This window comes from Rhodococcus sp. IEGM 1302, from assembly GCF_030056935.1.
In the GTDB taxonomy this organism is placed as follows: Bacteria; Actinomycetota; Actinomycetes; order Mycobacteriales; family Mycobacteriaceae; genus Rhodococcus_F; species Rhodococcus_F qingshengii.
Map to the genome: position 1 here is coordinate 21519 of NZ_JASHKY010000023.1, position 18831 is coordinate 40349.

Here is an 18831-nt window from a genome sequence, read left to right on the forward strand (position 1 = left end):
ATGGCTCGCCGGGGTTCGCTAGGTAAACTAACGGTAAAGGTCAGGCCGCGTGAATGCGCTGCCCGACGCCGCTCGCGTGGACCTTCATCCACGACGCCAGAAGCTCACACCCGGTCAGTCCGCTCTCGTCGAGAGGTTCGATCGCGTAGCTGATGTGTCTACCGCCGCGAGGGTTCTTGAGCTGAAATCGGTTCAGGTTCAACTTCGTCGGCAGGTAACCAAGTACTTCGAGGAACGCGGTGCGAATGCGTCGTAGATCGGTACGCCACTGTTTGGGACTGAAACGAGTCTTCTGCGCATTCTGGAAAGCATTGCTACGAAGTAGTTCCCAAACCTTTCCTGCCCACACGCGTGCCTGCGAGAAGGACATCCAGCGCGTCAAGTCTGCGATGTCGCGAATGTAGCTGTCGTCGCTGGCATTACAGATCATGTCCTGCGGGTGCCCGATCCACTTGACCGGAATCCACGGCTGGATATCGGGTCCGTCGCCGGCAACTCCGTGTCCCTCACAACCTTCGATCACGCCTGCCGGTTGTTGAGGATCGGAGATCAGTCCGACTCCGATGATGTTGGCGCGGTTCAGCGTCGGAAGAGCCGAGCGGATCACGGTGCATCCCTGTGAGTAACCGATCAGCATGACCGGGCCGTCTGTCTGTGCGATTTCGGCGGTGAGGGCCTTCACACCCATCGCGGTGCTGTGCCGAAAGCTCAGGCCACCGTCGGCGACCGGACCGTACGACGCGGGATAAGCGACCCAGCGAGAATCGAATCGACTGTCGAGTTCGTCGGTGACGGCACTGAGGAGTCCGCGCACACGGGCGCCGTGGTCGCCGACGTGGGATTCGCCGGTGCCGCCAACTGCAAGAACGGTTACCTCAGCCATGTCAGCGATCATCCACGTCGATTCTGAGAGGTCTGCATCCAAACCCTGAGAAGAGACTGGCAATCCGTTGTACTGCGAAATCGTTATCGAGCGAGCACCATTTACCCATGACGACGCCGAATCGTTCATCCAGACGAAAAGTGTCCGTTGTCGGTGCGGGAAGCGTCGGCACCGCAATTGCGTATGCGTGCCTGATACGCGGATCGGCCGACGCGCTCGCCCTCTACGACACCAACAGCGCAAAGGTCCGGGCCGAAGTTCTCGATCTCAACCACGGCACCCAGTTCACACCGCCGTGCACTGTCGACGGAGGCGATGACATCTCGGTCACCGCGGGATCCGACTTGGTCGTCGTCACCGCGGGCGCCAAACAGCATCCCGGTCAGTCGCGGCTCGAACTTGCCGCGGTGAACGTCAAGATCGCGCAGACACTGACCGAACAACTGTTGGCGGTGTCACCGGACGCGGTCCTTCTCTTCGTCACCAACCCGGTCGACGTGGCGACCTACGCAGCGATCCAGGCTGCGGGACCGTCGTACCGCGGCCGAATTTTCGGATCTGGGACCGTGCTGGACACGGCCCGATTGCGATTCCTGCTGGCTACCGAACTCGGAGTCGCGGTGGAGAACGTTCATGCCTTCATCGTGGGCGAGCACGGGGATTCCGAGATTCCGCTCTGGTCGAGCGCAACCATCGGCGGAGTGCCGGCAACCTCGTTCGTGGGACCGTCGGGTGGCGTCCTCGGCCCCGACCTACGCGCGAAAGTAGCGAAGTCTGTAGTCGAGAGTGCTTACGAGATCATCGAGGGTAAGGGCGCGACCAACCTCGCCATCGGATTGTCGAGCGCATTCATCGCGGAAGTCGTGTTGCGGGACGAACAACGGGTTCTGCCGGTATCGACTTTGCAGAGCGGCGTCCACGGACTCGAGCACGTTTGCCTGTCCCTTCCCACGATGGTTGGTCGTGCTGGTGCCGGCCGAGTCCTCGAAGTACCGCTATCGGAAAGAGAGGCTTCGGGGCTCCGATCTTCTGCCCGGACATTGCGAGAGGTGCAGGACTCTCTGGGATTGTGAATATCTGTTCTCCTTGATATCCGACATATAGGATCAACAAATGATCAGCTTCCTGATTCGCGCCGCGATCTTCCTGGGTTCTGCCGCTGTCGGGCTTCTTGTTGCGTCGTTGATTCTTTCGGGCTTCTCGGCGCCCACATCCGGATTCATCGTTGCGGTCGTGATCTTTGCGATTGCGCAGTCGGTCCTGGCGCCGTTCATCGCCACGGTGGCAAAGCGCCATGCACCGGCATTTCTCGGCGGAATCGGATTGGTGTCGACATTTGTCGCGCTGTTGGTGGCGTCGCTCTTCTCCAATCTGTCGATCTCCGGTGTCTCGACGTGGATTCTGGGAACCGTCGTCGTGTGGCTGGTAACCGCCGTTGCGACGCTGGTTCTTCCGTTGTTGTTCGTGCGTAAGAAAGTTCAGGAGAAGAAGGCACAGTGACGCGCCCGAACATCGGTATGGACTACGCAGTCCTGGACTGCCCGGATCCGGCTGCATTGGCCAACTTCTACGTCCAGGTCCTCGAGTGGAAAAGTGTTCGCGACGAGGATGATTGGCACGTGATCGAAGGACCCGGCGGGGGGCGGCTCGCATTTCAGCTCGCTCCGGATTTCGTTCCGGTGGACTGGCCGACCTCCGGTGTCGGGATCCATCTGGATCTGTTCGTGGATTCTCTCGACCCCGCCGAGGCTTGGGTGATCAGCCTGGGTGCGCAGCGGGTGACCGACATTCCGGAGCATCAGACTTTCCGCGTGTACCGCGACCCGGTCGGTCACTATTTCTGCCTGTGCCTGCGGGACTGAGTGTCGACTCGCTCCGAACTCGTCGACCGTGGATAATTCCGAACACTTGTCACGCCCGAGAATTGGAGATCGACGATGGCTTCGCAGAATTCCAACGAATTCCTGGTAGAACGTACGACGATCGTCAAGGCAGAAGCACCGGTCGTCTTCGCGTTGATCAACGATTTCCATCAGTGGACTCAGTGGTCGCCGTGGGAAGGTCTCGACCCGGCGATGCAGCGGACGTACGCGGGGCCTGACGCGGGCGTCGGGGCTTCGTACGCCTGGGCGGGAAACAAGAAGGCGGGCTCCGGTTCGATGGTGATCACCGAATCCGTCCCGAATGAACGAGTAGTTTTGGACCTGGCCTTCCTCAAGCCGTTCAAGGCGCAGAACGTCACCACGTTTCTCATCTCGCCGAATTCCGGTGAAGTTCAGGTGACGTGGAAGATGACCGGAAAGAAGAATCTGTTCTTCAAGATCTTCGGTTTCATCTTCAGCATGGACAAGCTTGTCGGAAAGGATTTCGAGAAGGGCCTGTCCCAGCTGAAAGCTGCTGCAGAAAAGAGCTGACAAGCCGGTGGTACCGTCTCCCGGTGTTACGGATGACGCCCACCGATGCCCAAACCTTCTGGATTTCGGAGAAGATCCCGAACGATCAGCTGCTGCTCTACTGTTTCGACGGGCAGAGCCAGCACATGGACGAGCTACGACGCTCGGTGGTCGAAAGAGCGTCGCTCATTCCGGATCTCAATGTTCGGATTCGTGAATCACCGTGGCACCTCGACTATCCGGTGTGGGAGCCCATGCCGGTCGACGCCTCCTTGGTGAGAGTGCATGAGCTGCCCGAAAACTCGTGGCTCTCGTGCATTCACGGAATCGAGAAACTACTCGAGAACCACGTCGACCCGCGCGAGTCCCCGTGGACGCTGCACCTGTTTCACGGCGTCACCGGCGTGCCGCGCTGCAGTGGCCCGGCGCTGATCGCAGTTCTGCAGGTCGCTCATTCTCTGGCGGACGGCAAACGCGCGTCGGCGATTGCTCGCCAGCTGTTCTCGCCGCAACCGCCCGCGAAGCAGAAGACGGACGTGCGGCGTAGCGGATCAGCCGAGATTCTGGGCCGCGCCGCCCTGCGCCTTCCGGGCCAACTTGTTTCGCTGTTCCGCGACGGCCGGGCGGGGCACCGCGCGCAGTTACAGCTGCAGGCGGACACCGAATCGGGAGTTGTTGCGCCGCAGGCGGCGAGCCGTCCCAAGGTGCGCTCGAACATCCCTCCCGGACCGCACCGACTGGTGCGCATGGTCGTGCGGGACAGCGCAGATTTCCGTGGCGACGGCGTATCCGTCACAGTCGGAGCGATGACAGCCATCTCGGTAGCGATGGCGAACTACCTCACCGAGCGAGACGGCTCGGTACCGCCCGAATTGGGAGCTGAGGTGACCATCGCCAAGGCAGGTACACCCACGGCGCGCAATCACTTCCGCAATGCAGGTGTCGGGCTGTTCCCGGAAGTCGATGATCTTCGTGAGCGAGCCCAATTGATCAAGGAGTCGATGGACGAGCGTCGCGCACGTGCGTCCCATCCATCCAGCGCAGCGTCGGATCTCGCGCTGAACGCGGTTCCCGGCCCGCTGGTCCGTTGGGGCGTGCAGCAATACGATTTCACGGCAGTACCCGACGAGGTCACTGGAAACACCGTGGTGTCGAGTGTCGCGCGCGGTGACGCGGATCTGGTGCTCGGAGGCGGCGTCGTTCGGTTCACAGCGGGCTTCCCGAGTTTGTCGCCGGTCATGTCGTTGACCCACGGCGTACACGGGGTCGGGGACACTGTGACGATCAGCATCACCAGCAGTCCGGCCTCGATTCCGGACATCGACGTGTACGAGCAGATGATGCATGACGCGATCGACGAGGTGCGCGAAGCACTGTCGTGACGGCCTGATGTACTGGCAGCATGGGATTCACGCGTGCCGAACTGGAATCGTTCCGAGACGCCGAGATCGAGGATCTGATCGGGCCGGATTGTCGGCTGTTGTTCGTCGGTATCAACCCGGGACTGTGGACGGCGGCGACCGGCGCGCATTTCGCCAGACCGGGTAATCGGTTCTATCCGGCACTGCTGCGGGCAGGCATCATCGAGCATGCGATCGATCCTTCCGCGGGTATGTCGGACGCTGACACACAGCATCTGATCGATCGGGGAGTGGGCATCACCAATTTGGCGGTGCGGGCAACTGCGCGCGCCGATGAATTGACGTCGGAGGAACTCGCAACTGGCGGAGTTCGGGTCCGAAACATCGTGCGCGCAACCAATCCAGTAGTCGTTGCCTTCGCCGGGATCACCGCCTATCGAACAGCTTTCGGTGACAAGAAGGCGAAGGCCGGGCGTCAGGACCGTGATTTCGAGGGGGCAAAACTGTGGATCGTGCCCAATCCCAGTGGTCTCAACGCACACGAGACGGTGGACACCTTGGCAGCGAAATATCGTTCCGCCGCATCCGAAGCCGGAATTCTCTGAGAGAAGTCGCAGTTCCGTTCGGCCAGAACAAGGTACAAGTTAAAGTGCTTGTATGTCTGTTCTATACAACGTCTTTGTAGTGATTCACTTACTCGGCATGGCTGCCATGGTCGGTAGCTACTTCACCGTCCTCAAGGCTCCTTCGATCACCGAGGTCATGGTGTGGGGTGCCAGGATGCAGTTCGTGTCCGGCCTGATCATCGTCGGGTTGGGCGAAGGCGCCCTGGACAAGAACTACATTCACGCGAAGATCGCTGTGAAGCTGGTGCTTTCGCTGGTCATCGTGGCGCTTGCCGAGATCACCCGGGCGAAGCAGAAGAAGGGCCAGCCCAATCCGAATCTGGTACACGTCGTCGGCGGGTTGTCGATCGTGACCGTCTTCGTGGCCGCGCTCTGGACCTGACAAAGACACAAAAGAGCCCCGGCGATCGAAACTCGCCGGGGCTCTTTGCTGTTGACGTGTCTACAGGCCTGGACGCTTGCCGATCGTCAGGGTCACTTCACCGGTGTGCGCAAAGAAGTCGTTGCCCTTGTCGTCGACGACGATGAAGGCGGGGAAGTCCTCGACGTCGATCTTCCAGACGGCTTCCATCCCGAGTTCGGCGTACTCGAGGATGTCGACCTTCTTGATGCAGTCGAGCGCCAGGCGAGCGGCCGGTCCACCGATGGATCCGAGGTAGAAACCGCCGTGCGAGTTGCAGGCGTCGGTGACCTGCTTGGAGCGGTTTCCCTTGGCGAGCATGATCATCGAGCCACCGGCGGCCTGGAACTGCTCGACGTACGAGTCCATACGGCCGGCCGTGGTCGGGCCGAACGAACCGGATGCCATACCGTCGGGCGTCTTGGCGGGGCCGGCGTAGTACACCGGGTGATCCTTGAGGTACTGCGGCATCTCTTCGCCTGCGTCGAGGCGTTCCTTGATCTTGGCGTGCGCGATGTCGCGTGCCACGACGAGCGGACCGGTCAAGGAGAGACGAGTCTTCACCGGGTGCTTGGAGAGCTCGGCGAGGATCTCCGACATCGGCTTGGTCAGATCGATCTTGACCGCAGCGCCCTTGCCGGTACCCGAAATGCCATCCGTCTCTTCGTCGAGCTGAGCGTCCGTGACCTCGGGCAGGAAACGGCCCGGGTTGAATTCGAGCTGTTCCAGGAACACGCCCTCCGGGGTGATCTTGGCCTTCGCCTGTCGATCTGCCGAGCAGGACACCGCAATGGCGACGGGCAACGAAGCGCCGTGGCGGGGGAGTCGGACGACGCGGACGTCGTGGCAGAAGTACTTGCCGCCGAACTGTGCTCCGATACCGATCTTCTGCGTCAGCTCGAAAACCTTCTTCTCGAGCTCGTGATCGCGGAAGCCGCGACCCGTGATGGCGCCTTCGGTGGGCAATTCGTCGAGATAGTGCGCCGACGCGTACTTCGCCGTCTTCATCGCGAACTCGGCCGAAGTACCGCCGACGACGATTGCAAGGTGGTAGGGCGGGCAGGCTGCGGTGCCGAGTGAGCGGATCTTCGCCTCGAGGAACTGCATCATCGAGTCGGGATTGAGGATCGCTTTGGTTTCCTGGTACAGGTAGGACTTGTTGGCGCTTCCGCCGCCCTTGGCCATGAAGAGGAACTTGTACGAGTTCTCGTGTCCGGCAGCAGTATCGGCGTACAGCTCGATCTGCGCGGGCAAGTTGTTGCCGGTGTTCTTCTCGTCCCACATCGTGATGGGGGCGTTCTGCGAGTAGCGCAGGTTCAGACGCGTGTAGGCGTCGTAGACACCGCGGGCAATGGACTTCTCGTCGTCGCCGGGGGTGAGCACATGCTGTCCACGCTTGCCCATGACGATGGCGGTTCCGGTGTCCTGGCACATCGGCAGAACGCCGGCAGCGGCGATATTGGCGTTCTTGAGCAGATCGAGCGCGACGAACTTGTCGTTGTTCGACGCTTCGGGATCGTCGAGGATGCTCGCGAGTTGCGTCAGGTGATCCGTGCGCAGGTAATGAGAGATGTCGTGCAGCGCCGTTTCAGTCAGCAAGCGCATCGCTTCCGGCTCGACCTGCAGGAAGGTGCGGCCGTCCGGTCCCTCGACTGTCGACACCCCTTCGGTGGTGAGCAATCGGTACTCGGTGGTGTCATCACCGATCGGCAACAGGTCCTCATAGAGGAAGTCGGCCATCATCTCTCCTGAACAAGGGTGCGTGCGAAGGTCGCATTCAGGTTATCGTTGGGGGTTTCCTTCTCCGAATCGGGGCGGGTGTGAGCTGGAATTATCCGGATGCCACTGGCTCGATCAAGATACTTCGACCAGTTCGGAGAGCTCGACGCCGCGAAATTCGGCAAGTATTTCGGCCTGCTCGGCCACTGCTGCGCGGGCCGATCGTGACCACGTTCCCCACGGGGTGATCGCGACCTTCAGCTTCTTTCCGGATGCTCGTGGTCGCCACAATCCGGTGATCGTGCCACCGACCACCACCGTGCCCGGTCGCCCGAGGGTCGGCCACACCGTCTTCTGGGCGGTCGGATCGGGAACCAGGGTCTCCCGATCCTTGAGCTGTACATACGGATCGAAAGGCCCGAGCAAGCGCGTACTCGAATCGGTGGGGGAGCCGAACAAGTCTTCGCGGTCCTGTTCGAGAATCCACCGCTTCTCGCCGTTTACCTCGATCTCCTCGGCATCGACGGGCCAGTGGGCTTTGACGTCCTTGACCGGGGCATCGAGAAACGACGCGACGTGAGCAGGAGTGGCGGGGCCGTAGAAGCGCAGATACCCGCGGATCACGTCGAAGCGGGGATCGGCGTCTGCGCCCGTGGCGCTGTATGGGCGTCGGCGCCAACCCGGAATGCGTTCGAGCACTGGGGGAGATGTGTTCGGCTGTAGCTCGAGGCCTGCCTGGAGTGCCGCGAGCCGGAACGGCATCTCGTACAGATGAGCGGCATTGCACGGGCGGCAGAATCTCAGATAGGGCTCGGTGACCCGCGTGGTCAATTGCGCGGACATCTCGCCCTTGACGGTTGGTTTCGAGACGATGTCCCGCATCGCAGCAGCAACTGTTTGCAGGGCAGTCAGCGTCGGGATGCCGGCGGCCTTCAGGGGCCGATTGGCGTCGTAAATGCGCTTGGCTGCATCGGCTTCGCTGAACGGCGACGTGGCGGCGGCGACGGCAGGCAGGTCGCCCCGACGGTAATAGTGGGGGGCTCCGCGCAACGTCCAGGCAAGAGCGAGCTCAGTGGCGTCGACGCGGACGCCGCGGATCCGCAGGGCCCAGGCGGCTCCGTCAGGTCCGGTGTTCTGAATCCCGAGATCGAGAATGCTGCAATCGCTGTGATCGGCGTCACCGACAACCGCTCGGTCGAGTTGATGGCGGTGCCACCGGAAATTAGCTACCTGCGTGAGTGAGGTTGCGCTAGACATGATTTCAGTTTACTGGTGGGTAACCGCACGATTTGGGGCGGTTGATCAATGCGGCGACAGAATTGGTCAAATTCGACCGATTGGCCGGAATTTTTTCAGTAGCAGACCTTATTAGTCGAAATAATGACCCCATTGTCGGAATCCTTTGCCAACTGGTCGTTCGTATGATTACTGTTACCCACGTCACGGATACATTACAGATGTGACGCAGCTGTCACAGCACTGTCGGGTGCTTTTGGCAGCTGACCTCTGACCTCTCAAGGAGATTCGCATGGGTTCAATGGAAGGAATTCTCGGCGCTGTTGTTCAGGGCCTGGGATCACTGTTCAGCGCTGACGGTCTGCTCAAGACCTTCATGGGATCGGTAGAGACCATCTCCAAGGACCCCACCCCCTAATTCAGCGCGACATTGCCACGCCCGCTCCGGGTGTAGTTACTTCAATTTCGACAAACTGCAGGAGGAAACTCATGGGATCTCTCGGTGAAGCCATCGGAAGCGTCAACAACCTCGGTCAGCGTCTCGTCGACGCACTGACCACGCTCAGCGGCGGCACGGTTACGCCCAAGTAAGCGTCGTCTGACGAGAAAGGCTCACGCACTCGGTGCGTGAGCCTTTCCGTGTCGACCGGATCGAGTATTTCCGATCACGTCGGGTTTGCCTGTTTCAGGCGGTACCGTTCGAAAGGTTCCGCTGCGGAAGAGAGTGACCCGGATGATCGAGACTCGTGCGTTACGAACGGTTTTCCGTGTCTTCGTGGCGTTGGCCACGGCAGTGTGTGGGCTCCAGCTCCTCACCGCACCGGGTCACGCTCAGTCGGCGGACAGCAGGCTGGTCGACATCTCGGTGTACTCACAGTCGATGGGGCGCGACATTCCGTTGCAGGTCTTGCGGCCGGCTGATACTTCGACGCCTGCTCCGACGCTCTACCTACTCAACGGAGTAGACGGAGGAAAAGACGACGCGACGTGGTCGGTGCGGACCGACGCACCGAAGTTCTTCGCGGACAAGCACGTCAACGTGGTCACGCCTCTCGGTGGAGCATTCAGCTATTACACCGATTGGGAGCGGCCGGACCCCGGCCTCGCGAAATCCGGCAACAACAACGGGGTCAACATGTGGACCACGTTCCTGACGGAAGAACTACCGCCAGTCATTGATTCAATGTTCGCGACGACCGGCGAGAACGCACTGGCAGGCCTGTCGATGGCAGGCACGTCGGTACTGGATCTGGCTATGGCGGCGCCCGCGCTGTACAACAGTGTCGGGTCCTTCAGCGGGTGCGCGATGACGAGTCCGGGCATCGGGCAGAACTTCGTGAAACTCGTGGTCGCCGTGGGTGGGGGTGACGCGGAAAACATGTGGGGTCCGTACCATGGTCCGGGTTGGCCGGCTCACGATCCGGTTGTCAACGCGGACAAGCTACCTCGAGTCCCTATGTACATCACAACAGCAACCGGAATTCCGGGTCCGTACGACACACTTGCCGATCCGCGGATCGACAACGACGTCACAGATTTGGCGTTGCAACTTGTTCTCGGTGGCGGAATCGAGGCGGCAACTCACTACTGCACCACCCAGCTTGCGGACAGGACGAACGCATTGGGTATGAACAACATTCGCTACAACTTCAAGCCGGCAGGAACGCATTCATGGGGATACTGGGAAGACGACTTACACGACTCGTGGCCGATGATCGCCGCGTCGCTCGGCGTGTGAGGCCCCATCGAGCAAGCCTTCGAAGCGTCGTTCTCGTCGGCGCGCTCGCCTTGATTTCACTACTTGCGTTGCCCTCGACCGCGCTCGCCGACGAGACCCCGAAGATAACGAGTGTCACCGAACTGTCTTCGCGCTTGGTTCTTCTCGACGTCGCGAGTCCCGCCATGGGGCGCACCATGCAGGTGAAAGTGCTGCTTCCTGCCGACCGCTCGGAACCGCGCGGGACGCTGTATCTCCTGGACGGCAATTCCGGGCAGATCGAAGAGAACAACTGGCTGGCTCCGGCTAACGGCGATATCGTCCCGTTCTTTGCCGACAAAAACGTGAACGTCGTACTCCCCATCGGTGGAACCGGCACCATGTACACCGATTGGCAGGAAGACCACCCGAAATTCGGTCGTCTGAAGTGGGAGACGTTCCTGACGAAAGAGCTTCCCCCACTGATCGACACGAGGTTCGCCACCAACGGGCACAACGCAATCGGCGGGATTTCGATGGGCGCAGAAGCCGCGCTGATTCTGGCCCAGCGCTCAGCCGGGTTGTACGACGCGGTCGCCGGCTACAGCGGCTGCTACACAACTGTCGGGGGATTCGGCAAGGCGTTGACCGATCTTGTGGTGATCAACGGAAATGCCCGTTCGGAGCAGATGTGGGGTCCGGCCGGCAGTGAGGCTTGGCAAGAGCACGACATCTTCGCCAATGCCGACAAGCTGCGCGGCACCAAGGTGTATCTCGCCTCGGGATCGGGACTACCAGGTCCGCACGAAACTCTCGATACTCCTGCCCTGGGCCGGGTATTGGTCGTTGGCGGGGTCATGGAACTGGGATCGAACCTGTGCACCGACCAGATCACTCAGGTGTTGCGTGATCGCGGAGTCGATGTCACCCGCAGCGCTCAGCCGGTGGGGACGCACGGTTGGCCGTACTGGCGCGACGAACTCGTTCGTTCCTGGCCGATGCTCGAATCTGCGTTGTCCGCTTGAGCAGTTCCTGGCGATGAGTTTTCGTTTCGGGTCGGGTCTATAACCCTGTACACCTGTTTCGTAACCTCTCCGACAAGGACAGAACATGCCTTCCATCACTCCCTGTTTGTGGTTCGACAACCAAGCAGAAGAAGCAGCCAACTTCTACATCTCGGTGTTCGGTTCCGGGCAGATACTCGGAATCGAAAGGTACGTCGAGGGATCGCCCTCCGGAATGCCGGCAGGCTCGGTGATGACCGTCAGCTTCGAACTCGGCGGTCAGCGATTCACCGGATTGAACGGCGGGCCGATGTTCACGTTCTCGGAAGCAGTGTCTTTCGAAATTCCGTGCGTCGATCAGGCTGAGGTCGATCACTACTGGTCCAGGCTGACCGAGGATGGGGAAGAGGGCCCGTGCGGATGGGCCAAGGACAAGTTCGGATTGTCCTGGCAGGTAGTCCCGAATCGCCTTCTCGAACTGATGAAGGATCCGGATCGGGCCAAGGCGCAACGCGCCACGGACGCGATGATGAAGATGAAGAAGATCGACATCGCGGAGCTCGAACGGGCCGCAGACGCGTCCTGAACACGATCTGGCCGATGGGCGACAGCCTTCGTTAGCTGATGCTAGCCTTCCCTAATTCTCGCTGAGCGTTGGAGGAGTGCTGGTAACCATGCGAATCAAAGTCTCTCGAATGAAGATTGCAGTCACCGCCTTGGCGGCCTCGCTCGCCGTCGCCGGACTTGCCGGCTGCAGCAGCGACAGCGCTGACGCACCCGCGGAGGCGGGAGCAACCGTCTCGACCATGTTCGGTGACGTCGAGGTCCCGGCCAACCCGGAGCGCGTCGTCGCGCTCGGTTGGTCGGACGCCGAGACGGCACTCGCTCTGGGCACTCAACCAGTGGGCGTCGCGGACTGGATGGCGTTCGGTGGCAAGGGCGTCGGACCCTGGATTGCGGACGAGTTCACCACGGACCCGAAGATCCTCGGAACCATGGACCTGAGCATCGAGGACGTCATTGCTCTCGACCCGGACCTGATTTTGTGGACGAGAAGCGACAACACGCGGGCCACCTACGACAAGCTCAGCGCCATCGCGCCGACGGTCGGGCCGCCGCCGGGTCTGTCCACTGCGTACGGGACGACGGTCGAGCAGCAGACCGAACTCGTCGCGAAGGCTCTCGGCAAGGAAGCAGAAGGAAAGGCGCTACTGTCCGGCCTCGACGCCAAGTTCGACGCTGCAATTGCCGCCAATCCGAGTTTTGCGGGTAAGACAGCGGCCGTCGGCGCCTACAGTACCGACGGTTACGGCGCGTACGTACCCGGCGACGCACGCGCAGACTTCATGACCCGTCTCGGCTTCACGATCCCGACGGCGATCACCGAAAAAGCCACCGGAAACTTCTACATCCCGGTTGCCAACGAGAACCTGAATCTGTTCGACGCCGACCTGACCGTGCTGTTGCCGATCTTCCTCGACAGCAGTGCGTTTGCGAACGATCCGCTACTGCGCGCAATCCCGTCGGCCCAGGAGGGACATCTGTTGATCCTCGATGACCCGGCACTCGTCAATGCGTTCTCGAGTGGCTCGGTACCGGGGTTGACCTACGCAATCGACAACGCCGTTCCGAAGTTTGCGAGCACGCTCGTCGCCTGATCAGAGCTGTTTCGGGACCTGCCCGTCACTGTGAGCGTGTTCGCAAACAGTGGCGGGCAGTTCTCGTGCGTCAGTACACTGGAAAAAGTGAACTTTCAGCTAACGAGCGGCGGCCCAGTGGAGATCGAAGCGACCGCTCCTCGTTTTCCGCGGATGCATGCATACGTGGATATCGCTGTTGTGATCGTGGTGCTGGTGGGAACCAATCTGATCGCGCATTTCACCACCGCCTGGGCAAGCATCGCGACGGTACCCATCTCTGCTCTCGTCCTGTTGGCGCTCACCAAGCGCCGGGGAATGGGGTGGGCGGAATTGGGGCTGTCCCCTCGTGACCTGCGGCGAGGTTCGAAGTACGCGCTTGCTGCCGTCGGCCTGGTCCTGACCGTTGTCGCCGTCGGCGCTCTGCTTCCGCTCACACGTCCTTTCTTCATGGCGGATCGCTACGCCACTATTTCCGGCGCGATCATCGCGTCGATGATCGTGATCCCGCTGCAGACCGTCATTCCCGAAGAGTTGGCTTTCCGTGGCGTCCTGCACGGCACGTTGAACCGGGTCAGTGGATTCCGCGGCGTCGCCGCTGCCGGTTCTCTGATGTTCGGACTGTGGCACATCGCGTCGTCGATGGGTTTGACCAGCGGTAACGAAGGGCTGTCCGGCTTTCTCGGTACCGGAGTCGTCGGCCAGGTCGCCGGCATCCTCGGAGCTGTTCTCGCCACCGCTGCGGCCGGTCTCGTATTCACCTGGCTTCGTCATCGCAGCGGCAGCCTCATTGCGCCGATTGCTCTGCATTGGTCGTTGAACGGTGCAGGTGCGCTGGCTGCGGCTCTTGTTTGGCATGCAACTCTTGCTTGATCCCAATATCTGACAAAAAGGACAGCATTCGCCGCGCGGCGCCGGGTAGTTTTGTGCTTTGCTCAGTAAGTGACGCACCTTCATCGAGGCCATGTCTTCCACATCTCCGGTCGTCCGACGGTAGAGGATGCGGCGAAGTCGCTCGTCTCGATCCCCGACGGCGTCTTGGCGATCGACGATGCCGGAACGATCGTCTACTGCGGAGAATTCGGATCACTCCCGAGCGGTCTCGAAGGCGCTGAAACCCACGACCACCGACCGGGTTTCCTGCTGCCCGGATTCGTCGATGCACACATTCATTTCCCGCAGACCTACGCCGGCGACGCCTACGGCGGCGGCCAACTCCTCGAGTGGCTCGACCTGTGCGTCTTTCCCTCCGAATCGAGATTCGCTGATCCGGGATTCGCCCAGCACGCTGCCGAGGCCTTCTGCGCTCGCCGAATCGCCACGGGAACCACGGCCGCGATGGTGTTCGGATCGGCCTTCCCGCACGCGCAGGACGCCCTGTTCTCGGAAACTCTGAAACGCGGCCTTCGGGTGGTCAGCGGACGTGGGGTTCAGACCACCGGCCCGGCCTCCGCCGCCGCGCTGATCACCTCGGAAGAGGACGCGATCAGACTCACCCGCGAGGAGATCGACAAGTGGCACGCGGCCGACACCGGCGACGTGAACACTGCGCTCGTTCACGTCGCAGTGGTTCCCCGCTTCTCTCTCGCGGTGACAACACGGACGCTGAAGGATTTGGGGGAGTTGTACGACTCCGTCCGTGACCGGGGCGTCTACTTCCACAGTCATCTCAACGAGAACAATCGGCCCGGAACCGGCGAGGTGGCAACCACACTCGCCGAGTACGAGGTCGAGACCTATCTCGACACGTACGACGGCAAGTTCCTCCCCGGCTCACAGGTCGGCGGAAAGAGCTTCCTGGGTCCACGCGCGATACTCGCGCACTCGGTGCACTGCCAGGACTCCGAACTCGCACGAATGGCCGAGACCGGAACCTCGATCGCACATTGCCCTACTTCCCAGCAGTTTCTCGGCTCCGGCACCATGCCGTGGAAACGAACCGTTGCGTCAGGGGTCAACATCGCGATCGGATCGGACTTCGGTGGCGGCGACGAGTGCCTGCTCACCCGAGTCCTCGGCGACGCCTTCAAGGTTCACATCTCCGAAGCCGGCGACGACGGAGTGTCGATGCACCCTGCCGAACTGCTGTTCACCGGAACACTCGCCGGTGCTCGCGCGCTGGACATGGAGAACCGGATCGGCAACTTCGACGAGGGCAAAGAGGCCGACTTCCTGGTGATCGATCCGTCCGGGTGGCCGCCGCTCGCCGGGCTCGTCAACTACGGAACGCGTTCGGATGATCCGATACTCGCCCGCGACCAGATGCTCTTCGGGCTCCTGATGGCGATGCGCGAGCCCGCGATTGCGCACGTGTACGTGCAAGGGCGCCGGATATCGGGCTGACGTGTCCGCAACTGCCATCACCGGGTACCACCGAACGAGTTCGGGATTCCGGGCGTGGGTCGAGCGTGCGGCCGAGACCGCCGGTCGATTCGACGGCTACCTGAGCTGTGGCATCAGTGATCAACCGGAACCGGTGTCGCACGGCGTGTCCGTCACTTTCGACAGTGCCGACGATCTTCATCGTTGGCTGGAGTCGACTGATCGCCGCGATCTCGAAAGATCAGCTGCTGCAACGGGAATTCTGGCGCAGACGAGTGATCTCGTTCTGATCGACGGCGTGCTGCCGCCGCCCGGTATCGGTGTGTACGACCACGCCGTCGTCGTGGGTAAGGAGAACGAGTTTCTGCGAACGCAACGACACCTCATCGATCTCAGTTCGCGATTCTCCGGCTACGAGTCGGTGATGTTGTTGCGGTCGGTCACCGACTCCACCCAGTGGAAGTCCGTCCTTCGGTTTCGGACAGAACAGCAGTTGGCGGTGTGGATGGCGTCGCCCGAGAGGGCCGCAGCACTACCGAAACTGCGGGCCGAGTTGGCCGAGGACTTCACCGAGACCACGCGGTCGACACCGTTCGGCACCATTCTGCGCACGGAGAACGGGCAGACTCGCGCGACGCCGAATTGGAAGACGGCGATGATCATCCTGCTCGTCCTCTATCCGACGGTGATGACGCTGTCGAGGTTTCTCGGGCCGCTGCTCGACGGGATCGGAGCGCCGCCGTGGCTGTCGATGTGGTTGAGCCAGATAGTCAGCGTCGGCGCCATGACGTGGTTCCTGATGCCGACGGTCACCAGGTGGTTCCGCCACTGGCTCGACCCGGTCGACGGCGCCGTTCCCCGCACCAACTGGCGCGGTGGCGCAGCGGTAATTGCGGTGTACGTCGTGACTCTGACGCTCTTCGCCTCCGTGAAGTGGCTGCAGTTCTGGGACTACTTCGACTGAATCCGGCCTCGGCGGAAGTAGGTGAGCGGTCCGAAGAAGTTGACGAAGATGATCGCCGCCCACTTCTTCTTGCTGCCGTTGACCGTATCGGCAGGGCGTCGCGCCAGGTCGGTCCACGCTGCGATCGCCAACAGGGACTGAATCGTTGCGAGCAGGGAGACGACGCGGCGCTGCGCGGGTGACAGCTCACTCCAGGATTTCTTTTTTGTGAGGTTCATGAACTCCACTGTGCCCTCGAACGTCCAATCGGTGTCGAGATCCGGTTGTTATCGGTGCCGGGAGTTCCTCAAATCAGTGTGAATAGCGTCACCATGATGACCGATAGGTACTGTCTCGCGGGCCGTCGGGACGGTCGTTTTCGGCGTAAAGATCTCGCTAACTCGAACTGTGGCTGAATGTTTGCGCCCGCACTAAGCTCGCGTGGCTACATTGCCGCGGGGGATTTGGCCAATCTGCTGGTACGCCCTCTATCGGGAGCAACACCCATCCTGTTAAGTAAGGCTTGCCAATCTTGTGGTCGGCCTACAGGTTTGATGCTGCTCGGTAGCTGCTATCGGGAATGATGTTCGGAATACGTCAATAAATCGTCCTTAGGTGACAGTTTGATCACTGCCGGTGGGTGTTACCTGTGTGTATGTCCGCGCCCCGAAGGGGTCGAAATGTAACGTCCCGGACACATTTGGTGTCGCGGAAGTAACGGAAGGCCTCTACTCTTATCGCCAGCAGCCACTCACGTGGCGGCAATCCTCTGGACCGTATCTTCGACAGGAGCACATCGCATGAGCAGCGCAGAATTCTCGGATGCCTTCACCTTCCTCAACGACTTCTTCAGCAACGCGTCTGATCTCTTCAGCGCTCTGAGCTTCTTCACCTCGCTCAGCTGATAGCTTCCGGCCGCTAGGCCGACTCAGTGGCCCCCGAAGGCGATGCCTTCGGGGGCCACTGTTGTCTGTCAGGCGTCCAATTTGGTGACAATGTGAGCATTGTTGACCAAGTGCATGGCGGGGTTGATGTGACTGTGGTGGAATGCGAGCGAAAGAAGATAGCTTGCCTGCCCGCCACTTCGAGCGGGACACGCCGATGATCGGAGCTTTGTGCACGTCTCGCGAAGAAACCTCTTCAAGTACGCAGCGGCTGGATCGGCGGCTGCCGGACTCGCTGCATTGAGCGGTACGACGTCGGTGGCCAATGCCGGTTCGCTCGGGACCCTGCTCGATTACGCCGCCGGTGTGCCGTCCGCTCAGGCAATCAAGGCCGCCGGGTATGCGGGCGCCATTCGATACGTCTCGGACAGGCGCCCGGGCGCCGATTGGATGGTCGGCAAGCCCGTACTGGCGCGGGAAACCGACGCGTTGACCGCGGCCGGACTTCAAGTCGTTTCTTGCTATCAATTCGGCAAGGGCGGAACGGCGGACTGGCGCGGGGCCCGCGAAGCGGGCAAGCGTCATGCTGCCCGTGGCCTCGAACTACATGCGGCGGCTGGTGGGCCGTCCGGTCGCCCGATCTACGCGTCGATCGACGACAACCCGACCAGTACTGAAATCACTACGCTGATCGCGCCGTACCTCGAGGGGTGGGCCTCGGTTGTCGGCAACGGAGCGCTCGGCGTCTACGGAAACACTCGCGTGATCGACGCAATGATCAGTGCCGGCGTCGGAACCTGGTTCTGGCAGCACAACTGGGGCTCGCCCGCAGGGTATGTGCACCCGCGGGCAAACCTGCATCAGTTCGAGATCGACAAGCGCAAGGTCGACGGCGTCGGCGTGGATCTGAACTCGATCCTCACTCGGGACTACGGGCAGTGGTCGTTGGCCGGTGCGGTCGGTCCGGCCCAGCCGGTCGGATCCTCGTTGCCGACAGGATCTATCGCACCATAGCGCCGAATTTGGCGAGCCAGGCCTTGGCGTCATCGGGGAGGGTGCCCGCCGCTTCCGCGGCGAGGCACCATGCTTTTGCCATCGACAGGAAGTTCATCGGGTTGTAGGCGTCTTCTTCGCGAGACCACAGTCCGTTGCCGGCGTAGTGCAGGATCGTGATGTTGGCGGCTCCGTGCTTGGATCCGTCACCCGGATCCTCCATCGGGTTGTCGATCTCGCACACGATCCATCCGCGCTGCTCGTCGATCACGAACCAGTTGGCCGGGAATTCGGTCATGCGGTGCCCCGGGAACTCCGTCATCGTGCGAGTGACCCACTTGCGTACGGCCTCTCGGCCATTGAGGGTGCCGAAAGCGTGTTCCACGTAGACGACGTCCTCGGTGAACATGTCCGCGAAGGCGTTCCAATCGCCGGAACGAGTGCACTCGACAACGGTGTTCTGGTAACCCGCGAAGGCGTCTTCGAGTTCGGTGCGTGTCCAGGTCATGAAAGGCTCCTCGGGTAGTCGTCGCCTCAAATTAGAACACGTTGCAGAATTGATTGTCGGCGATTCGATGGAGAAGAGTTCTGCGGTACCGTCGTTGTCGGGTCGGGGACCCGTTATGTGAGAGGGCACCACGTGGATATCATCATCAATTTCATCTACACACTTCTGTCGAAGTTGCAGACGGGCAGCATCGAAGGCTCTTCGGAGAAGTGAGTCCTCCGCCGGG

Annotated in this window: 21 protein-coding genes; 16 read left to right on the forward strand and 5 right to left on the reverse strand. The window is 61.2% G+C overall.

Going from position 1 to position 18831, the window contains the following annotated elements; genetic code table 11:
- Positions 1-40: 40 nt before the first annotated feature.
- The gene (locus tag QM609_RS23425; protein ID WP_047270355.1) at positions 41-883 is read right to left on the reverse strand and encodes a PE-PPE domain-containing protein; all 843 of its coding nucleotides are present in this window, start codon (positions 881-883) and stop codon (positions 41-43) included.
- A 107-nt stretch (positions 884-990) separates the two neighbouring features.
- On the opposite strand from QM609_RS23425, the gene QM609_RS23430 reads away from it, so the two are divergent.
- The 7 genes from QM609_RS23430 to QM609_RS23460 all read left to right on the forward strand — a co-directional run bounded on the left by QM609_RS23430 (position 991) and on the right by QM609_RS23460 (position 5645).
- Entirely contained in the window at positions 991-1956 is a 966-nt protein-coding gene (locus QM609_RS23430) for an L-lactate dehydrogenase (RefSeq protein ID WP_050656012.1), read from the forward strand.
- Between the two features lie 40 nt (positions 1957-1996).
- The gene (locus QM609_RS23435) at positions 1997-2383 is read left to right on the forward strand and encodes a phage holin family protein (RefSeq protein WP_003945275.1); all 387 of its coding nucleotides are present in this window, start codon (positions 1997-1999) and stop codon (positions 2381-2383) included.
- Positions 2380-2745, forward strand: a complete 366-nt coding sequence (locus QM609_RS23440; RefSeq protein ID WP_050656013.1) for a VOC family protein — start codon at positions 2380-2382, stop codon at positions 2743-2745. Before QM609_RS23435 ends, QM609_RS23440 begins: the two co-directional genes overlap by 4 nt.
- Before the next feature lie 75 nt (positions 2746-2820).
- On the forward strand, positions 2821-3297 hold the full coding sequence (locus QM609_RS23445) for an SRPBCC family protein (RefSeq protein ID WP_007726321.1): 477 nt from the start codon (positions 2821-2823) through the stop codon (positions 3295-3297).
- Between the two features lie 32 nt (positions 3298-3329).
- Positions 3330-4658 (forward strand): WS/DGAT domain-containing protein, encoded by a 1329-nt coding sequence (locus QM609_RS23450; protein ID WP_050656014.1) that lies wholly within the window; start codon positions 3330-3332, stop codon positions 4656-4658.
- Positions 4659-4678: 20 nt separating this feature from the next.
- Complete coding sequence (locus tag QM609_RS23455) at positions 4679-5242, forward strand: mismatch-specific DNA-glycosylase (protein ID WP_003945221.1); 564 nt, start codon at positions 4679-4681, stop codon at positions 5240-5242.
- 52 nt (positions 5243-5294) lie between these two features.
- The gene (locus tag QM609_RS23460; protein WP_050656015.1) at positions 5295-5645 is read left to right on the forward strand and encodes a hypothetical protein; all 351 of its coding nucleotides are present in this window, start codon (positions 5295-5297) and stop codon (positions 5643-5645) included.
- A 60-nt stretch (positions 5646-5705) separates the two neighbouring features.
- On the opposite strand, the gene QM609_RS23465 is transcribed toward QM609_RS23460, so the two are convergent.
- The gene (locus QM609_RS23465; RefSeq protein WP_007726313.1) at positions 5706-7403 is read right to left on the reverse strand and encodes a fumarate hydratase; all 1698 of its coding nucleotides are present in this window, start codon (positions 7401-7403) and stop codon (positions 5706-5708) included.
- 114 nt (positions 7404-7517) lie between these two features.
- Complete coding sequence (locus QM609_RS23470) at positions 7518-8639, reverse strand: winged helix DNA-binding domain-containing protein (RefSeq protein WP_050656016.1); 1122 nt, start codon at positions 8637-8639, stop codon at positions 7518-7520.
- Positions 8640-8910: 271 nt separating this feature from the next.
- On the opposite strand from QM609_RS23470, the gene QM609_RS23475 reads away from it, so the two are divergent.
- The 8 genes from QM609_RS23475 (at position 8911) to QM609_RS23510 (ending at position 16241) form a co-directional block, all read left to right on the forward strand.
- Positions 8911-9036: a hypothetical protein gene (locus QM609_RS23475; RefSeq protein WP_019744544.1), complete on the forward strand. Its 126-nt coding sequence runs from the start codon at positions 8911-8913 to the stop codon at positions 9034-9036.
- A 315-nt stretch (positions 9037-9351) separates the two neighbouring features.
- Positions 9352-10356: an alpha/beta hydrolase gene (locus QM609_RS23480; protein WP_050656017.1), complete on the forward strand. Its 1005-nt coding sequence runs from the start codon at positions 9352-9354 to the stop codon at positions 10354-10356.
- Positions 10353-11339 carry an alpha/beta hydrolase gene (locus QM609_RS23485; RefSeq protein WP_228232762.1) on the forward strand — a complete coding sequence of 329 codons (987 nt, stop codon included), beginning with the start codon at positions 10353-10355 and terminating at the stop codon, positions 11337-11339. The genes QM609_RS23480 and QM609_RS23485 overlap by 4 nt, the downstream gene beginning before the upstream one ends.
- Before the next feature lie 85 nt (positions 11340-11424).
- Complete coding sequence (locus QM609_RS23490) at positions 11425-11904, forward strand: VOC family protein (protein ID WP_050656019.1); 480 nt, start codon at positions 11425-11427, stop codon at positions 11902-11904.
- Between the two features lie 109 nt (positions 11905-12013).
- Complete coding sequence (locus tag QM609_RS23495; protein WP_228232760.1) at positions 12014-12976, forward strand: ABC transporter substrate-binding protein; 963 nt, start codon at positions 12014-12016, stop codon at positions 12974-12976.
- A 153-nt stretch (positions 12977-13129) separates the two neighbouring features.
- Positions 13130-13828 (forward strand): CPBP family intramembrane glutamic endopeptidase, encoded by a 699-nt coding sequence (locus QM609_RS23500; protein WP_020908494.1) that lies wholly within the window; start codon positions 13130-13132, stop codon positions 13826-13828.
- Between the two features lie 69 nt (positions 13829-13897).
- Entirely contained in the window at positions 13898-15298 is a 1401-nt protein-coding gene (locus tag QM609_RS23505) for an amidohydrolase family protein (RefSeq protein ID WP_050656022.1), read from the forward strand.
- Position 15299: 1 nt separating this feature from the next.
- Complete coding sequence (locus QM609_RS23510) at positions 15300-16241, forward strand: antibiotic biosynthesis monooxygenase (protein ID WP_050656023.1); 942 nt, start codon at positions 15300-15302, stop codon at positions 16239-16241.
- Here the strand turns inward: QM609_RS23510 and QM609_RS23515 are convergent.
- Positions 16229-16459, reverse strand: coding sequence for a PLD nuclease N-terminal domain-containing protein (locus tag QM609_RS23515; RefSeq protein ID WP_031331074.1), 231 nt, complete (start codon positions 16457-16459; stop codon positions 16229-16231). The genes QM609_RS23510 and QM609_RS23515 overlap by 13 nt on opposite strands.
- Positions 16460-17335: 876 nt before the next feature.
- On the opposite strand from QM609_RS23515, the gene QM609_RS23520 reads away from it, so the two are divergent.
- A complete protein-coding gene (locus tag QM609_RS23520) occupies positions 17336-18118 on the forward strand; it encodes a DUF1906 domain-containing protein (protein WP_042920828.1) in 783 nt (260 codons plus the stop codon).
- On the opposite strand, the gene QM609_RS23525 is transcribed toward QM609_RS23520, so the two are convergent.
- Positions 18105-18605, reverse strand: coding sequence for a nuclear transport factor 2 family protein (locus QM609_RS23525; RefSeq protein ID WP_042920826.1), 501 nt, complete (start codon positions 18603-18605; stop codon positions 18105-18107). The genes QM609_RS23520 and QM609_RS23525 overlap by 14 nt on opposite strands.
- Positions 18606-18831: the final 226 nt, after the last annotated feature.

Bases quoted from the DNA above. Each gene is read 5' to 3' on its own strand.
- QM609_RS23525 (WP_042920826.1), bottom strand. From the start codon at position 18,605: ATGACCTGGACACGCACCGAACTCGAAGACGCCTTCGCGGGTTACCAG.
- QM609_RS23500 (WP_020908494.1), top strand. From the start codon at position 13,130: ATGCATGCATACGTGGATATCGCTGTTGTGATCGTGGTGCTGGTGGGA.
- QM609_RS23470 (WP_050656016.1), bottom strand. From the start codon at position 8,639: ATGTCTAGCGCAACCTCACTCACGCAGGTAGCTAATTTCCGGTGGCAC.
- QM609_RS23445 (WP_007726321.1), top strand. From the start codon at position 2,821: ATGGCTTCGCAGAATTCCAACGAATTCCTGGTAGAACGTACGACGATC.
- QM609_RS23465 (WP_007726313.1), bottom strand. From the start codon at position 7,403: ATGGCCGACTTCCTCTATGAGGACCTGTTGCCGATCGGTGATGACACC.
- QM609_RS23515 (WP_031331074.1), bottom strand. From the start codon at position 16,459: ATGAACCTCACAAAAAAGAAATCCTGGAGTGAGCTGTCACCCGCGCAG.
- QM609_RS23495 (WP_228232760.1), top strand. From the start codon at position 12,014: ATGAAGATTGCAGTCACCGCCTTGGCGGCCTCGCTCGCCGTCGCCGGA.
- QM609_RS23475 (WP_019744544.1), top strand. From the start codon at position 8,911: ATGGGTTCAATGGAAGGAATTCTCGGCGCTGTTGTTCAGGGCCTGGGA.
- QM609_RS23425 (WP_047270355.1), bottom strand. From the start codon at position 883: ATGGCTGAGGTAACCGTTCTTGCAGTTGGCGGCACCGGCGAATCCCAC.
- QM609_RS23480 (WP_050656017.1), top strand. From the start codon at position 9,352: ATGATCGAGACTCGTGCGTTACGAACGGTTTTCCGTGTCTTCGTGGCG.
- QM609_RS23430 (WP_050656012.1), top strand. From the start codon at position 991: ATGACGACGCCGAATCGTTCATCCAGACGAAAAGTGTCCGTTGTCGGT.
- QM609_RS23490 (WP_050656019.1), top strand. From the start codon at position 11,425: ATGCCTTCCATCACTCCCTGTTTGTGGTTCGACAACCAAGCAGAAGAA.
- QM609_RS23450 (WP_050656014.1), top strand. From the start codon at position 3,330: ATGACGCCCACCGATGCCCAAACCTTCTGGATTTCGGAGAAGATCCCG.
- QM609_RS23455 (WP_003945221.1), top strand. From the start codon at position 4,679: ATGGGATTCACGCGTGCCGAACTGGAATCGTTCCGAGACGCCGAGATC.
- QM609_RS23435 (WP_003945275.1), top strand. From the start codon at position 1,997: ATGATCAGCTTCCTGATTCGCGCCGCGATCTTCCTGGGTTCTGCCGCT.
- QM609_RS23460 (WP_050656015.1), top strand. From the start codon at position 5,295: ATGTCTGTTCTATACAACGTCTTTGTAGTGATTCACTTACTCGGCATG.